Genomic DNA, 14,023 nt, shown 5'->3' with positions numbered 1-14,023 from the left:
TAAGCGACGCCAACCGTCAGGCCGGTTCGGTACCGTTGGCCAGATGGCTCTTGCGGTGGCCGTAGAGGTAGTAGACCACCAGGCCGATGGCGCCCCACACGAAGAAGGTGATCTTGGCTTCCTTCGACAGGTTCAGGAACAGCAGCAGGCAACCGATGATGGCCAGCGGGCAGATCAGCCAAGGCATCGGCGTGCGGAACGGGCGCGGGCGCTCGGGCTGCGTGCGGCGAAGGATCAGCACGCCGATCGACACCATGATGAATGCGAACAGCGTGCCCGAGTTGGTGATGTCGGCCAGGATGCCCACCGGGAACAGCGCGCCGAAGAGCGACACGAAGGTACCGGTGATCAGCGTGATCACGTGGGGGGTGTGGTAGCGCGGGTGGATCTTGGCCAGCGAGCCCGGCAGCAGGCCGTCGCGCGACATGGTGAAGAAGATGCGCGTCTGGCCGTAGGTCATCGTCAGGATCACCGACGGCAGTGCGATGCCTGCCGCGAAGGCGATGAAGGCGCCGATGGTGTTGTGGTCGAGCATGCGAACCACGTGGGCCAGCGCTTCCTTGCTGCAGACCAGTGCGTCGGAACCGACGCAGGCCGCCGCGAACGCCGGCGTACCCGGCTCCAGCGCCACGCCATCCGGGCCCAGCATGGGCTGCGCGCCCACCGAACCGACCGCGCCGTAGCTGACCAGCAGGTAATAGATGGTGCAGACGCCCAGCGAACCGATCAGGGCGATCGGAATGCTGCGGTTCGGGTTCTTGGTCTCTTCGGCCGCGGTGGAGATGGCGTCGAAACCGATGTAGGCGAACACGATCGATGCAGCGGCGCCGAGCACGCCGATGCCGCCCATCGGGCTGCCCCAGCCGTTGGGTACGAACGGCGTGAAGTTCTGGTCCTTCACCGCCGGCACGGCGACGAAGATGAAGGCGGTGAGGGCAGCGATCTTGATCAGCACCAGCACGGTGTTGACCTTGGCCGACTTGGAGGTGCCGAGCACCAGCAGCAGGGTGATCGCCAGACCGATTGCGCAGGCCAGCAGGTTGAAGCTGCCTCCGTCCATCGGACCCACCTGCAGGAAGTGCGGCAGGCCCCACCCGGCGTGCGTGAGCAGGCCGTTGACGTAACCCGCCCAGCCGACGCAGACCGTACTGGCGGCGATGGTGTATTCCAGCACCAGCGCCCAGCCCACGATCCAGGCAATCCCCTCGCCGAGAACCCCATAGGTGTAGGTGTAGGCCGATCCGGCCACCGGCACCATCGACGCGAGTTCGGCGTAGGCCAACGCGGCGAGGGCGCAAACGACGGCAGCGATGACGAACGCGATCATCATGCCCGGGCCGGCTTTCTGGCCGGCTTCGGCGGTGAGCACGAAAATGCCGGTGCCGATGATCGCGCCGATGCCCAGCATGGTGAGCTGGAACGGACCGAGCTGGCGGACGAGGGATTTCTTTTCGGCGGTAGCGAGAATCTGGTCGAGCGGCTTGACGCGCTTAAACAGCATAGCGTTCCCCATGGAAAGACGGCGTGCTCCCCGACCCTTGCGTTAGCCACGCGTCGAGCCGATGTGACGGGCAACCTTAGCCGAGCGTGACTGGGGGTACAAGCGCCACAAGACATGCGTGGACGCCGCTAGAATCGCGGTTTGACCGCCGCTCGAACGATCATGCCCGAAACATCGACCCGCCGGCTTGGCGACGCGCTGCACCGGCATGGACAGGCCTTTCCGGATGATCCGTGCACGAGTGGGTTCCTGCAGTTCCTGGCCAGCGCGGATGAGGTGTTCGAGCGCTCGCACCCGCCCGGGCATTTCACCGGTTCGGCCTGGCTGGTGAGCGCCGATGGCGAGCGCGTGTTGTTGACCCACCACCGCAAGCTCGGCCGCTGGTTGCAACTGGGCGGCCATGCCGACGGTGATCGCGACCTGGCGCGTGTCGCGTTGCGCGAGGCGGAGGAGGAATCCGGTCTGGGCGACCTGGTCGTCGAACCGGAGATCTTCGATCTGGATCGCCACCTGATTCCCGCTCGCGGCGAGGTACCGGCGCACTGGCACTTCGACGTGCGCTACGTCGTGCGCGCGACAGGCAGCGAAGCGTTTGCCGTCAGCGAGGAGTCTCTGGATCTGGCCTGGCGATCCATCCGGACCGTCGCACAGGACCCGCAGGTGGACGCATCGCTGCGGCGCATGGCGCAACGATGGCTCGCCCGCTAGATCGGCCGTAGGGTGGGCTTCAGCCCACCGTTCCGGGCGCCCGCGAGGGACTTTTTCGAGCGGAGAAAGGCGGGGCTCAGGCCCACCCGCGAGCTCAGGCCGACTCGTAGCGTGCAGGCGCTGGATTGAGATGCCCGCAGGCCTCGCAGGTGCGGGCCTCGCGCGACCCGTAGAAGCGATCGAACACCGGCGGGAAATCCTGCTCGATGCTCTGCAGGGTAAAATATTCCTCGTACAGTTTGTGGTTGCAGCGTTCGCAGAACCACAGCAGGCCATCCTGTTCCCCGACGACGCGCCGGCGCTCGATCACCAGGCCGACCGACTCGGGCATGCGCTGCGGCGAGTGCGGCACGCGCGGCGGCAGATAAAACACCTCGCCCGCGCGAATGGGGATGTCGCGCGCGACACCCTCGTCCTGCACCTTGAGCACCATCTCACCCTCGAGCTGGTAGAAGAATTCGGGACCTTCGTCGTGGTGGTAGTCGGTGCGTGCGTTCGGGCCGCCGACGATCATCACGATGAAATCGCCGTCCACGATGCACTTGTTGCCGACGGGCGGCTTGAGCAGGTGGCGGTGTTCGTCGATCCAGCGTTGCAGGTCGATGGGCGGAAGCAAGGCCATGGCTGAGCTCGGCGTGTGGAGAGGTCTACCTTAGCGCCGGAGGGCGGCGCGCGCGCGATGGCCACCCGCCGCGGACGGTCGAGAAGCTGGATGGCGCAGCGCCGGACTGGCATGCCTTGCAGCATGCTGGCCGTGGCGCCTGCCAGCAAACAGTCAGACCTCCAGCGTGGCCAGGTCGCCTTTTTCCTCCAGCCAGCTCTTGCGGTCGCCGGCGCGTTTCTTGGCCAGCAGCATGTCCATCAGCCTGGCCGTGCCTTCGCTGTCGTCTACGGTCAGCTGCACGAGGCGGCGCGTGTCCGGATGGATGGTCGATTCGCGCAGCTGCGCCGGATTCATTTCGCCCAGGCCCTTGAAACGGGTGACCGAGACAGCGCCCTTCATCTTCTCGCGCTCGATCTTCTGCAGCATCGACTGCTTCTCGGCCTCATCCAGGCAATAGAACACCTGCTTGCCCACGTCCACGCGGAACAGCGGAGGCATCGCCACGAACACATGCCCCTCCCGCACCAGCGAAGGGAAGTGGCGCAGGAACAGTGCCGAGAGCAGGGTGGCGATGTGCAGGCCGTCGGAGTCGGCATCGGCCAGAACGACCACCTTGCCGTAACGCAACCCGGACAGGTCGTCCTTGCCCGGATCGCAGCCGATGGCCACGGCAAGGTTGTGCACTTCCTCGGAGGCGAGCACGGAGGTGGATTCGACCTCCCAGGTGTTCAGGATCTTGCCGCGCAACGGCAGGATCGCCTGGAATTCCTTGTCGCGCGCCTGCTTGGCGCTGCCGCCGGCCGAGTCGCCCTCCACCAGGAAAAGCTCGGTGCGGGTGAGGTCGGTCGCCGTGCAATCGGCCAGCTTGCCGGGCAGGGCGGGACCCTGGGTGATCTTCTTGCGCACCACCTGCTTGGCCGCCTTGAGGCGGGCGCTGGCGCGCTCGATGGCCAGTTGAGCGATCTTTTCGCCCAGGTCCACGTGCTGGTTGAGCCACAAACTGAAGGCGTCATGGACCACGTTCTCGCACAGCGCGGCGGCGTTGCGCGAGGACAGGCGTTCCTTGGTCTGGCCGGCGAATTGCGGGTCCTCCAGCTTGGCCGAGAGCACGAAGGCCAGGCGCTCCCACACGTCCTCGGGCGCCAGTTTGACGCCGCGCGGCAGCAGGTTGCGGATGTCGCAGAACTCGCGGATGGCGTTGGTCAGGCCACTACGCAGGCCGTTGACGTGGGTGCCGCCCTGCGCGGTGGGGATCAGGTTGACGTAACTCTCCTGCACCAGCTCGCCTTCGGGCAGCCAGGTGAGGGCGACATCCAGGCCTTCGGTGTCGCGGGCGACGTGGTGGACGAACAGGTCGGCCGGGATCGCCTCGGCGCCATCGAGCTCGCCACGCAGGTAATCACGCAGGCCGTCTTCGTAGTACCACTCGCTGGTTTCGCCGCTGGCCTCGTCGACCAGCTTCACGCTCAGGCCGGCACAGAGCACCGCCTTGGCACGAAGAAGATGCTTGAGCTTCGGCAGCGAGATTTTCGGCGAATCGAAATACTTCGGATCGGCCCAGAAGCGCACGGTGGTGCCGGTCTTGCGCTTGGGTACCGAGCCGATGACTTCCAGCTCGCTGACGCGGTCGCCATGCTCGAAGGCCATCCGGTATTCGTTGCCATCGCGGCGGATGGTCACTTCCACGCGCTGCGACAGTGCGTTGACCACCGACACGCCCACGCCGTGCAGGCCGCCGGAGAAGTTGTAGTTCTTGCCGCTGAACTTGCCGCCGGCGTGCAGGCGGGTGAGGATCAGTTCCACGCCTGGCACGCCTTCCTCGGGATGGATGTCCACCGGCATGCCGCGGCCATCGTCGCTGACCTCGACCGAGCCGTCACCGCGCAGCACCACTTCGATGGCCTTGGCGTGCCCGGCCAGCGCCTCGTCCACCGAGTTGTCGATGACTTCCTGCGCCAGATGGTTCGGGCGCGAGGTGTCGGTGTACATGCCGGGGCGGCGTTTGACGGGATCGAGGCCGGAAAGGACTTCGATGTCGGCGGCGTTGTAGCGACTGCTCATGCGTAGGTCGGTCAGGGGCGGGAACGTTGCAGGATGGCGAGAGCCGGGCGCGGCGGTCAAGCGGGCTTGCCGCAAGATGCGCCCCATCCGTCTTCTGCACCTTCCCCCTGCGTTGCGGGCGGAGGCGCGATAGGAGGCACCGCAGCGGTTGTGTCTTTCACACGGGGAGAGTGCCCCGAGGCGGCGGATGGAAGTGCTCCTGGCGGGACATCACAAAGGCGCGCAATGCCGCTCCAGCCACGCCAGATCCGCATCCTCCAGCAGCGGCGCCAGCGCCGCCCGCACCGTGGCGTGATAGTCGTCAAGCCAGGCGCGTTCTTCAGGATTGAGCAGGCCCGGTTCCAGTGCGCGGCGATCGAACGGGCACAGCGTCAGTGTTTCGAAAGCCAGGAACTCGCCGAACTCGGTCTGGTCCGCCTGCACCACCACGGCCAGGTTCTCGTGCCGGACGCCGTGGCGGGCCGGCTTGTACAGGCCCGGCTCGATCGAGGTGATCATCCCCGGCTCCAGCGGCACCAGCGCGCCGCTGGGGGAGGGCGGCCGGATCGAGTGCGGGCCTTCGTGCACGTTGAGAAAGTAGCCCACGCCGTGGCCGGTGCCGTGTCCGTAGTCCATGCCACTGGCCCACAGCGGTGCGCGGGCGAGCGCATCAAGCTGGGGGCCACTGGCACCCTTGGGAAAGCGCACGCGCGAGAGCGCGATCAGGCCCTTCATTACCAGCGTGGCGTCGCGACGCTGCTCGGCGGAGGTTTCGCCCAGTGCCAGCACGCGCGTGATGTCGGTGGTGCCGCCCAGGTACTGGCCACCCGAGTCGACCAGCAGCAGGCCCCTGCGCTGCAGGGTGCTGTGCGCCTCGGGCGTGGCGCGGTAGTGCGGCAGGGCGCCGTTGGCCTGGTAGCCGGCGATGGTCGCGAAACTTTCGCCGATGAAGTCTGGTTGTGCCGAGCGTTCTTCGCGCAGAAGCACGTCGACGTCCAGCTCGGTCTGGGTCATGCCCGCGGCCAGGCGCTCTTCCAGCCGGCGGAAGGCGCGTACCAGCGCGGCGCCGTCGCGGCGCATCACCTCGCGGATGTGTTCGAGTTCGGATTCGGTCTTGCGGGCCTTGAGGGCAGTGGACGGGTTGGCCGCCTCCACGCGGTCGGCCGCCGCTCCGATGGCGTCGGCCACGTTGCAGACGACGCGCGCCGGGTCAAGCAGCAGCCGTGCGCCCTTGGCCAGTTCGGCCAAGGCATCGGTGACAGTGGCGTACTCGGCGATGCGCACTTCGTCGGCCTTGAGTGCGGCCACCAGCGCATCGGACAGCTTGCCGCGGTCGATGAACAGTGTGGCCGGTCCGTCCGTCTCGACCAGCAGATGGGCGAGGAACACCGGGTTGCATTCCACATCACTGCCGCGCAGGTTGGTCAGCCAGGCGATGTCGTCCAAGCTGGAGACCAGGTGATGGGTGGCCTGCTGGCGGCGCAGGTTTGCGCGCAGGCGCTCCAGCTTTTCCGCGCGGGTGCTGCCCGGGTAGCCAGGCGGGTGCTCGAACACCGGTGCCCTGGGCAGGGAGGGGCGCTCGGCCCAGGCCTCGCCAGGCAAGTCCAGGTCGGTGCGCACGCGTGCGCCGGTCTCGTCCAGCAGGCCCTCGACCTGCTTGCGGGCGGCGACGGACAGGCTGTCCCCTGCCACCGCCAGCACGTCACCGTCTTGCAGGTGCTGCTGCAGCCACTGCAGGTGCTCGGGGGCGTGCGAGACCTTCTGCTTCTTCAGCGACACGCCCGTGCCGGCCAGTTGCTGCTCGGCCTGGGAGAAATAGCGCGAATCGGTCCACAGGTCGGCGGTGTCGGCGGTGACCACCAGCGTGCCGGCCGAGCCGGTAAAGCCGCACAGCCACTCGCGCGCGGCCCAGTGGGCCGGCAGGTATTCGGACAGGTGGGGATCGGCGGAAGGGACCAGGCAGGCGGCGACGCCGTGCTTCTGCATGGCCTGGCGCAGGGCGACCAGGCGGGAAGGGATGGGGTTGGTCATTCGCCCATGCTATCGCCTTCCATCCCCGACCGGTCACACCGTACGTGGGCGCGCGACACCGGCGACGAAGCGCTGCCGTGGCTGAGGTTATGAGTGGACCTGTACGTGGTTCCGCGACGCCGGACAGGCCCAAGCGTGAACCGCACCACCGGAATGTCTCGCCGCCGGGCCCGTCACCCGCTAAAATGCCGAATTTCCAGCACGGCTGCATTCCATGACCCCCCTGATTTTCGTCACCGGCGGTGTGGTGTCCTCGCTCGGCAAGGGCATCGCGGCGGCGTCGCTTGCGTCCATCCTCGAAGCGCGCGGGCTCTCGGTCACCCTGATGAAGCTCGATCCCTACATCAATGTGGATCCGGGCACCATGAGCCCCTTCCAGCACGGTGAGGTCTACGTCACCGACGACGGCGCCGAAACCGACCTGGATCTGGGTCATTACGAGCGCTACGTCCATACGCGGCTGACCGGCAAGAATTCGATCACCACCGGCAAGATCTACGAGAGCGTGATCCGCAAGGAGCGCCGCGGCGACTACCTGGGCGCCACCGTGCAGGTGATCCCGCACATCACCGACGAGATCAAGCACTGCGTGCACGAGGCCACCCGCGGCTTCGACGTGGCGCTGGTGGAGATCGGCGGCACGGTGGGCGACATCGAATCGCTGCCGTTCCTGGAGGCGATCCGCCAGTTGCGCATCGAACACGGTCCGGAAAAGTGCCTGTTCATGCACCTGACGCTGGTCCCCTTCATCAAGGCTGCCGGCGAGATCAAGACCAAGCCGACCCAGCATTCGGTCAAGGAATTGCGATCGATCGGCATTCAGCCGGACATCCTGCTGTGCCGCTGCGAGGAGCCGCTGCCGGAAAGCGAACGGCGCAAGATCGCCCTATTCACCAACGTCCCCGAGAACGCGGTGATCAGCGCGATCGACGTGGACGTGATCTACAAAACCCCGCTCTGGCTGCATAGCCAGGGTCTGGACGACATCGTGGTCAAGCGTCTCGGGCTCGACGCCAAGCCTGCCGACCTTTCCAGCTGGCGCCGCACCGTCGAGGCAGTCGAGCACCCGAAGGACGAGGTCACCATCGCGATCGTCGGTAAATACGTCGAGCACAAGGACGCCTACAAGTCGCTCGGCGAGGCGTTGCGCCATGGCGGCATCAAGCAGCAGACCCGGGTCAACCTGGACTGGATCGACTCGGAACAGGTCGAGGCCGAGGGCGCGCAGAAGGTACTGGGCAAGGCCGACGCGATCCTGGTGCCGGGTGGTTTCGGCAAGCGCGGTTTCGAAGGCAAGGTGCTTTCGGCCAAATACGCCCGCGAGAACGGCGTGCCTTATTTCGGTATCTGCTACGGCATGCACGCGGCGGTGGTCGACTTCGCGCGCAACGTGGCGGGCCTGAAGGACGCCGATTCCAGCGAGAATGACCGCAACACCGCCAATCCGGTCATCGCGCTGATCACCGAATGGACCACTGCCGCCGGCGAAACCGAGCAGCGCAGCGAGCATTCGGACCTGGGCGGCACCATGCGCCTGGGTTCGCAGGAGGCCCGCCTGAAAACCGGCACGCTGGCGCGCGAGACCTACGGTCAGGAAGTCGTGCGCGAGCGCCATCGCCACCGCTACGAGTTCAACAACCGCTACCGGCAGGATTTCGAGGATCTGGGCCTGGTGGTGTCCGGCAAGTCGATGGACGATCTGCTGGTCGAGATCGTCGAGCTGCCGCAGCAGAAGCATCCGTGGTTCCTGGCCTGCCAGGCGCACCCGGAATTCACATCCACGCCGCGCGACGGGCATCCGCTGTTCATCGGCTTCGTCGAGGCGGCTCGCGAGTTCAAGGCGATGCGCGAAGGCGAGAAGCTCGCCAGTGCGCAGGCGAGTGCGTGACCTCGCGGTAGTGCGTCAATCCATGGGGCGCCGTTCCGCTCGGGACGGCGCCTCCAGCGGTAGCGGCTCGCCGCCGCGGCAGGCCCCTGACAGGAAACATCCATGAAGCTTTGCGGTTTCGAAGTCGGTCTCGACCAGCCCCTGTTCCTCATCGCCGGCCCTTGCGTGGTCGAGTCCGAACAGTTGCAGCTGGACGTCGCCGGCAAGCTCAAGGAGATCACTGGCCGGCTCGGCGTGAACTTCATTTTCAAGTCCAGCTTCGACAAGGCCAACCGTTCGTCCGGCCAGAGCTTCCGCGGGCCGGGCCTGGAGGAAGGGCTGCGGGTGTTGGCCGAGGTCAAGCGCCAGATCGGCGTGCCGGTGCTCACTGATGTGCACGAATACACGCCGATGAACGAGGTCGCGGCCGTGGTCGACGTGCTGCAGACGCCGGCGTTCCTTTGCCGGCAGACTGACTTCATCCAGAACGTGGCCCGCGCCGGAAAGCCGGTGAATATCAAGAAGGGCCAGTTCCTGGCGCCGTGGGACATGAAGCACGTGGTCGCCAAGGCCAAGGCGGTCGGCAACGACGACATCATGGTCTGCGAGCGCGGCGCGAGCTTCGGCTACAACAACCTCGTCTCGGACATGCGCTCCCTGAGCGTGATGCGCGAGACGGATTGCCCGGTGGTCTTCGACGCCACGCACTCGGTGCAGTTGCCCGGCGGCCAGGGGGCGAGCTCTGGCGGCCAGCGCGAGTTCGTGCCGGTGCTGGCGCGCGCGGCGGTTGCCGTCGGCGTCGCCGGCCTGTTCGCCGAAACGCATCCGGACCCGAGCAAGGCGCTATCCGACGGCCCGAATGCCTGGCCGCTGGCCAAGATGGAAGCGCTGCTGGAAACCCTCATGGAACTGGACGCCGCGACCAAGCGGCACGGCTTCCTCGAACAGACGCTCTAATCGCCCGCGAGGCATCGCCCGCGCAAAGACATCGACGCCATTCTCGACAGACGGACTCCCCATGACCACGACGATCACCCGCATCCACGCCCGTGAAATCCTCGACTCGCGCGGCAACCCCACGCTGGAAGCCGAAGTTACCCTGGACGGCGGCGCGTTCGGCCGCGCGGCGGTGCCCAGCGGCGCTTCGACCGGTTCGCGCGAGGCGGTCGAGCTGCGCGACGGCGACAAGGCGCGCTACGGCGGCAAGGGCGTGACCAAGGCGGTGGCCAACGTCAACGGCGCGATCGCCGATGCGCTGAAGGGTTTCGACGCGGCCGACCAGAAGGGCCTGGACGACAAGTTGATCGCGCTGGACGGCACCCCGAACAAGGGCAAGCTCGGTGCCAACGCGCTGCTGGGCGTCTCCATGGCCGCGGCTCACGCGGTGGCCGCCTCGCGCGGCGAGCCGCTGTGGAAGTACCTCTCGCACGGCAAGCCGGGTAGCCTGCCAGTGCCGATGATGAACATCGTCAACGGCGGCGCGCATGCCGACAACAACGTCGACGTGCAGGAATTCATGATCCTGCCGGTGGGCGTGCCGAACTTTGCCGAGGCGCTGCGCGCCGGCGCGGAAATTTTCCACGCGCTCAAGGCCGTGCTCAAGGGCAAGGGCCTCAACACGGCGGTCGGCGACGAGGGCGGCTTCGCGCCGAACCTGCGCTCCAACATCGAGGCGCTGGACACCATCCTTGAGGCGGTCGGCAAGGCCGGCTACAAGGTCGGCAGCGAGATCCTGCTGGGCCTGGACGTGGCCAGTTCCGAGTTCTTCAAGAACGGCAAGTACGACCTGGAAGGCGAGGGCAAGGTCTACGCGCCCGAGCAGTTCGTCGACCTCCTGGCAAGCTGGGCGAAGCAGTATCCGATCGTCACCATCGAGGACGGCATGGCCGAGGGCGACTGGGACGGCTGGAAGCTGCTTACCGACAGGATCGGCAAGGAAGTGCAGCTGGTCGGCGACGATCTGTTCGTCACCAACCCGTCGATCTTCCGCGAGGGCATCGAGAAGCACATCGCCAACGCGATCCTGATCAAGGTCAACCAGATCGGCACGCTGTCCGAGACGCTGGAAGCCATCGCCATGGCCGACGCGGCAAAGTACGCCGCCGTGGTCTCCCATCGTTCGGGCGAAACCGAGGACACCACCATCTCGGACATCGCGGTGGCGACCACTGCGACCCAGATCAAGACCGGCTCGCTCTGCCGCACCGACCGCGTGGCCAAGTACAACCAGCTGCTGCGCATCGAGGAGGCTCTGGGCAGTGCCGCCCGCTACGCCGGCCGAGACGCGTTCCCCAACCTCGCCCGCCTGCCGGGCTGACGCGGAGTCTGCAACGTCCATGCTGCGCTGGATCGCCCTGGTCTTGCTCGTGGTCCTGATCGGTCTGCAGCTCAAACTGTGGACCGGCAGCGGCGGCATGCGCGAAGTGCAGACGCTGCGCGCGGCCGTGCAGAAGCAATCAGGCGAAAACGACAAGCTGCTTCAGCGCAACCAGGCGCTGGCGGCCGACGTCAGCGACCTCAAGCACGGCGAGCAGGCGGTCGAAGCCCGCGCCCGCGCGGAGCTGGGCCTGATCAAGCCCGGCGAGACCTTCTACCAAGTGGTCGAACGGCCGGCCGTCAGCGCAAGTGCGCCGCCGGCCAGCGGCGGCGGCGGGCACTGACATGGCCCCGCTGTGGTGCGTGATACCGGCCGCCGGGCGCGGCACCCGGGTCGGCGGCGACTGCCCCAAGCAGTACCTGCCGCTGGCCGGACGGGCCTTGATCCTCCATACGCTGGAACGGCTGGCGGCGCACCCGCGCATTGCCGGCCTGTTGGTGGCGCTGGCGGCCGATGACGTCCATTGGCCGGGCATCGACAGCCTGGGCGGCAAGCCGGTGCTCACCGTGACGGGTGGCGGCGAGCGCGCCGATTCCGTTCTGGCCGGCCTGCGCGCGCTGCCGGCCGGGGTCGGCCAGGATGACTTTGTGCTGGTGCACGACGCGGCCCGCCCCTGCGTCCGTGCCGCCGACATCGAACGGTTGGTCGAACAGGCCTCCGCAGGCTTGGGCGGCCTGCTCGGTGCGCCGCTCAGGGATACCTTGAAGCGCGCTGACGAGAGCCAGTGCAGCATCCTCACCGAGCCACGCGAGCAGCGCTGGCGCGCCTTCACGCCGCAGATGTTTCGTCGCGGGCAGCTTGTGGCTGCGCTCGAGGCGGCCAGCCGCCAGGGTGTGACCGTGAGCGATGAGGCGATGGCGATGGAAAGGGCAGGCTACGCGCCGCGGCTGGTTGAAGGCGCGGAGGACAATATCAAGGTGACGACGGCCGCGGATTTCGCGCTGGCCGAGTTCCTGCTGACGAGGACGGCATGGTGCGCATAGGGCAGGGTTTCGACGTGCACGCGTTCGGCGAGGGCGACTTCGTCGTACTCGGCGGCGTGCGTGTCCCGCACCGCAGCGGCGTGCTCGCGCATTCGGACGGCGACGTAATCATTCACGCGTTGTGCGACGCCATCTTTGGTGCCCTTGCGCTGGGCGACATCGGCAAGCATTTTCCGCCTTCGGACGAGCGTTGGCGCGACGCCGACAGCCGCCAGTTCCTTCGCCACGCGGCACTCCTGATGTCGCAGCACAACTACACGCTCGGCAACGCGGACATCACCGTGATTTGCGAGGCGCCCAAGGTGGGCCCGCACGCCGAGGCAATGCGCGCGAATCTGGCCGAGGACCTCGCCTGCGAGGTGGGCCGCATCAGCATCAAGGCCACTACCACCGAAAAGCTCGGCTTTACCGGCCGCGGCGAAGGCATCGCGGCGCAAGCCTGCGTGCTGCTGGAGCGCGCGTGAGCGAGGCCGAAGCCCGCGGCGCCAACCGTCTGCACGAGCAGCTGGAGGCCATCACCGAGCTGCTGGCGCGGCTGGTCGAGGATCCGACGCCCGAGCACCAGGCCGAGCTGCAGCAGCGGCTCGATGAGCTGCACCCGGCCGACATCGCCTTCGTACTCGAGTCGTTGCCACTGGACGAACGCCTGGCCGTCTGGCAGCGGGTGAAAGCCGATCGCGACGGCGAAATCCTGCTGGAAGTCTCGGACGCCGTCCGCGAATCGCTGATCGCGGACATGGACCAGCGAGAGATCCTCGCCGCGGTCGAGCCCCTGGACGCCGACGAGCTCGCCGACCTGGTCGAGGACCTGCCGACCGAGGTGCTGCCCGAACTGATGGCCAGCCTCGACGCGCAGCAGCGCGAGCGGGTGCAGTCGGCGCTGTCCTGGGAAGAGGACCAGATCGGCTCGCTGATGGACTTCGAGATGGTCACGATCCGCGAGGACGTGAGCCTGGAGACCGTGCTGCGTTATTTGCGCCGCTTCGATGAGCTGCCCGCGCAGACCGACAAGCTGTTCGTGATCAACCACGAGAACGTGCTCACCGGGGTGCTGCCGGTGCACTGGCTGTTGGTCAATCCGCCCGAGAAGATGGTCAGCGAGGTGATGGCGCCGGACGTCAACACCTTCCATCCCGCCGACGACGCTTACGAGGTGGCGCAGGCATTCGAGCGCTACGATTTGGTGACTGCGCCGGTCGTGGACGACGGTGGTCGGCTGATTGGCCGCATCACCGTCGATGCGATGGTCGACGTGATCCGCGAGGAGAGCGAGAGCGACGCCCTGAACCGCGTCGGTTTGCGCGAGGAAGAGGACATCTTCGCCTCGGTGTGGGCCAGCTTGCGCAACCGCTGGTCGTGGCTGGCGATCAATCTGGTCACGGCCTTCATCGCCTCGCGCGTGATCGGGCTCTTCGAAGGCGCGATCGAGAAGCTGGTGGCGCTGGCCACGCTGATGCCGATCGTGGCCGGCATCGGCGGCAACTCCGGCAACCAGACCATCACCATGATCGTTCGCGCGCTGGCGCTCAACCAGATCACGCCCGACAGCGCCAAGCGGCTGTGGCGCAAGGAACTGGCCGTGTCGCTTTTCAACGGCCTGGTCTGGGGCGGAGTGATCGGCGTCGTGGCCTGGCTGCTCTACGAGAACATCGCCCTTGGCGTGGTGATGACCGCTGCCATGACGCTCAATCTGCTGCTTGCGGCGTTCTGCGGCGTCGGCATCCCGATGCTGATGATGAAGTTCGGGCGCGACCCGGCGTTGGGTTCGAGCGTGCTGATCACGGCCATGACCGACAGCGGCGGGTTTTTCATTTTTCTGGGGCTCGCCTCGCTCTTCCTCATGTAACGCGGCCTCTGCAGCAGCCCACTTGCCGGCGGCCCACAAGCATCGCCCACAAGTGACTCCACAGGG

General features: G+C 66.9%; 12 protein-coding genes. 8 read left to right on the top strand and 4 right to left on the bottom strand.

The annotated features are described in order from the left end of the window. Window positions 1-16: 16 nt before the first annotated feature. Entirely contained in the window at window positions 17-1,501 is a 1,485-nt protein-coding gene (locus ACFWZ4_RS01710; RefSeq protein WP_439703030.1) for an amino acid permease, read from the bottom strand. A 162-nt stretch (window positions 1,502-1,663) separates the two neighbouring features. On the opposite strand from ACFWZ4_RS01710, the gene ACFWZ4_RS01705 reads away from it, so the two are divergent. After that, a complete protein-coding gene (locus ACFWZ4_RS01705; protein ID WP_439703029.1) occupies window positions 1,664-2,209 on the top strand; it encodes an NUDIX hydrolase in 546 nt (181 codons plus the stop codon). A 94-nt stretch (window positions 2,210-2,303) separates the two neighbouring features. Here the strand turns inward: ACFWZ4_RS01705 and ACFWZ4_RS01700 are convergent, their stop codons facing one another. The 3 genes from ACFWZ4_RS01700 to ACFWZ4_RS01690 all read right to left on the bottom strand — a co-directional run bounded on the left by ACFWZ4_RS01700 (window position 2,304) and on the right by ACFWZ4_RS01690 (window position 6,884). Continuing rightward, window positions 2,304-2,831 (bottom strand): 3-hydroxyanthranilate 3,4-dioxygenase, encoded by a 528-nt coding sequence (locus tag ACFWZ4_RS01700; protein WP_439703028.1) that lies wholly within the window; start codon window positions 2,829-2,831, stop codon window positions 2,304-2,306. Window positions 2,832-2,984: 153 nt separating this feature from the next. Beyond that, window positions 2,985-4,874, bottom strand: coding sequence for a DNA topoisomerase IV subunit B (gene parE / locus ACFWZ4_RS01695; protein WP_439703027.1), 1,890 nt, complete (start codon window positions 4,872-4,874; stop codon window positions 2,985-2,987). A 210-nt stretch (window positions 4,875-5,084) separates the two neighbouring features. Then, a complete protein-coding gene (locus ACFWZ4_RS01690) occupies window positions 5,085-6,884 on the bottom strand; it encodes an aminopeptidase P family protein (protein ID WP_439703026.1) in 1,800 nt (599 codons plus the stop codon). Between the two features lie 214 nt (window positions 6,885-7,098). Between ACFWZ4_RS01690 and ACFWZ4_RS01685 the strand changes: the two genes are divergently transcribed. The 7 genes from ACFWZ4_RS01685 to mgtE all read left to right on the top strand — a co-directional run bounded on the left by ACFWZ4_RS01685 (window position 7,099) and on the right by mgtE (window position 13,957). Further along, window positions 7,099-8,772 carry a CTP synthase gene (locus ACFWZ4_RS01685; protein ID WP_439703025.1) on the top strand — a complete coding sequence of 558 codons (1,674 nt, stop codon included), beginning with the start codon at window positions 7,099-7,101 and terminating at the stop codon, window positions 8,770-8,772. 102 nt (window positions 8,773-8,874) lie between these two features. Beyond that, window positions 8,875-9,708, top strand: coding sequence for a 3-deoxy-8-phosphooctulonate synthase (kdsA, locus tag ACFWZ4_RS01680; RefSeq protein ID WP_439703024.1), 834 nt, complete (start codon window positions 8,875-8,877; stop codon window positions 9,706-9,708). A 61-nt stretch (window positions 9,709-9,769) separates the two neighbouring features. Beyond that, window positions 9,770-11,068: a phosphopyruvate hydratase gene (eno, locus tag ACFWZ4_RS01675; RefSeq protein ID WP_439703023.1), complete on the top strand. Its 1,299-nt coding sequence runs from the start codon at window positions 9,770-9,772 to the stop codon at window positions 11,066-11,068. 19 nt (window positions 11,069-11,087) lie between these two features. Then, window positions 11,088-11,411 carry a cell division protein FtsB gene (gene ftsB, locus ACFWZ4_RS01670; RefSeq protein ID WP_439703022.1) on the top strand — a complete coding sequence of 108 codons (324 nt, stop codon included), beginning with the start codon at window positions 11,088-11,090 and terminating at the stop codon, window positions 11,409-11,411. 1 nt (window position 11,412) lies between these two features. After that, complete coding sequence (ispD, locus tag ACFWZ4_RS01665; RefSeq protein ID WP_439703021.1) at window positions 11,413-12,111, top strand: 2-C-methyl-D-erythritol 4-phosphate cytidylyltransferase; 699 nt, start codon at window positions 11,413-11,415, stop codon at window positions 12,109-12,111. After that, window positions 12,099-12,575, top strand: coding sequence for a 2-C-methyl-D-erythritol 2,4-cyclodiphosphate synthase (ispF, locus tag ACFWZ4_RS01660; RefSeq protein WP_439703020.1), 477 nt, complete (start codon window positions 12,099-12,101; stop codon window positions 12,573-12,575). The genes ispD and ispF overlap by 13 nt, the downstream gene beginning before the upstream one ends. Next, window positions 12,572-13,957, top strand: coding sequence for a magnesium transporter (gene mgtE / locus ACFWZ4_RS01655; protein WP_439703019.1), 1,386 nt, complete (start codon window positions 12,572-12,574; stop codon window positions 13,955-13,957). Before ispF ends, mgtE begins: the two co-directional genes overlap by 4 nt. The last annotated feature ends 66 nt before the right edge of the window (window positions 13,958-14,023 follow it).

It is taken from the genome of Frateuria sp. GZRe12, from assembly GCF_051900535.1.
In the GTDB taxonomy this organism is placed as follows: Bacteria; Pseudomonadota; Gammaproteobacteria; order Xanthomonadales; family Rhodanobacteraceae; genus Frateuria_A.
The sequence above is the reverse complement of the archived record's forward strand: the minus strand, read 5'-3'. Positions and strand labels throughout refer to the sequence as shown.

What these genes read in the sequence shown, in the direction of transcription:
- ACFWZ4_RS01710 (WP_439703030.1), bottom strand. Translation starts at nt 1,501, where the DNA reads ATGCTGTTTAAGCGCGTCAAGCCGCTCGACCAGATTCTCGCTACCGCC.
- ACFWZ4_RS01705 (WP_439703029.1), top strand. Translation starts at nt 1,664, where the DNA reads ATGCCCGAAACATCGACCCGCCGGCTTGGCGACGCGCTGCACCGGCAT.
- ACFWZ4_RS01700 (WP_439703028.1), bottom strand. Translation starts at nt 2,831, where the DNA reads ATGGCCTTGCTTCCGCCCATCGACCTGCAACGCTGGATCGACGAACAC.
- parE (WP_439703027.1), bottom strand. Translation starts at nt 4,874, where the DNA reads ATGAGCAGTCGCTACAACGCCGCCGACATCGAAGTCCTTTCCGGCCTC.
- ACFWZ4_RS01690 (WP_439703026.1), bottom strand. Translation starts at nt 6,884, where the DNA reads ATGACCAACCCCATCCCTTCCCGCCTGGTCGCCCTGCGCCAGGCCATG.
- ACFWZ4_RS01685 (WP_439703025.1), top strand. Translation starts at nt 7,099, where the DNA reads ATGACCCCCCTGATTTTCGTCACCGGCGGTGTGGTGTCCTCGCTCGGC.
- kdsA (WP_439703024.1), top strand. Translation starts at nt 8,875, where the DNA reads ATGAAGCTTTGCGGTTTCGAAGTCGGTCTCGACCAGCCCCTGTTCCTC.
- eno (WP_439703023.1), top strand. Translation starts at nt 9,770, where the DNA reads ATGACCACGACGATCACCCGCATCCACGCCCGTGAAATCCTCGACTCG.
- ftsB (WP_439703022.1), top strand. Translation starts at nt 11,088, where the DNA reads ATGCTGCGCTGGATCGCCCTGGTCTTGCTCGTGGTCCTGATCGGTCTG.
- ispD (WP_439703021.1), top strand. Translation starts at nt 11,413, where the DNA reads ATGGCCCCGCTGTGGTGCGTGATACCGGCCGCCGGGCGCGGCACCCGG.
- ispF (WP_439703020.1), top strand. Translation starts at nt 12,099, where the DNA reads ATGGTGCGCATAGGGCAGGGTTTCGACGTGCACGCGTTCGGCGAGGGC.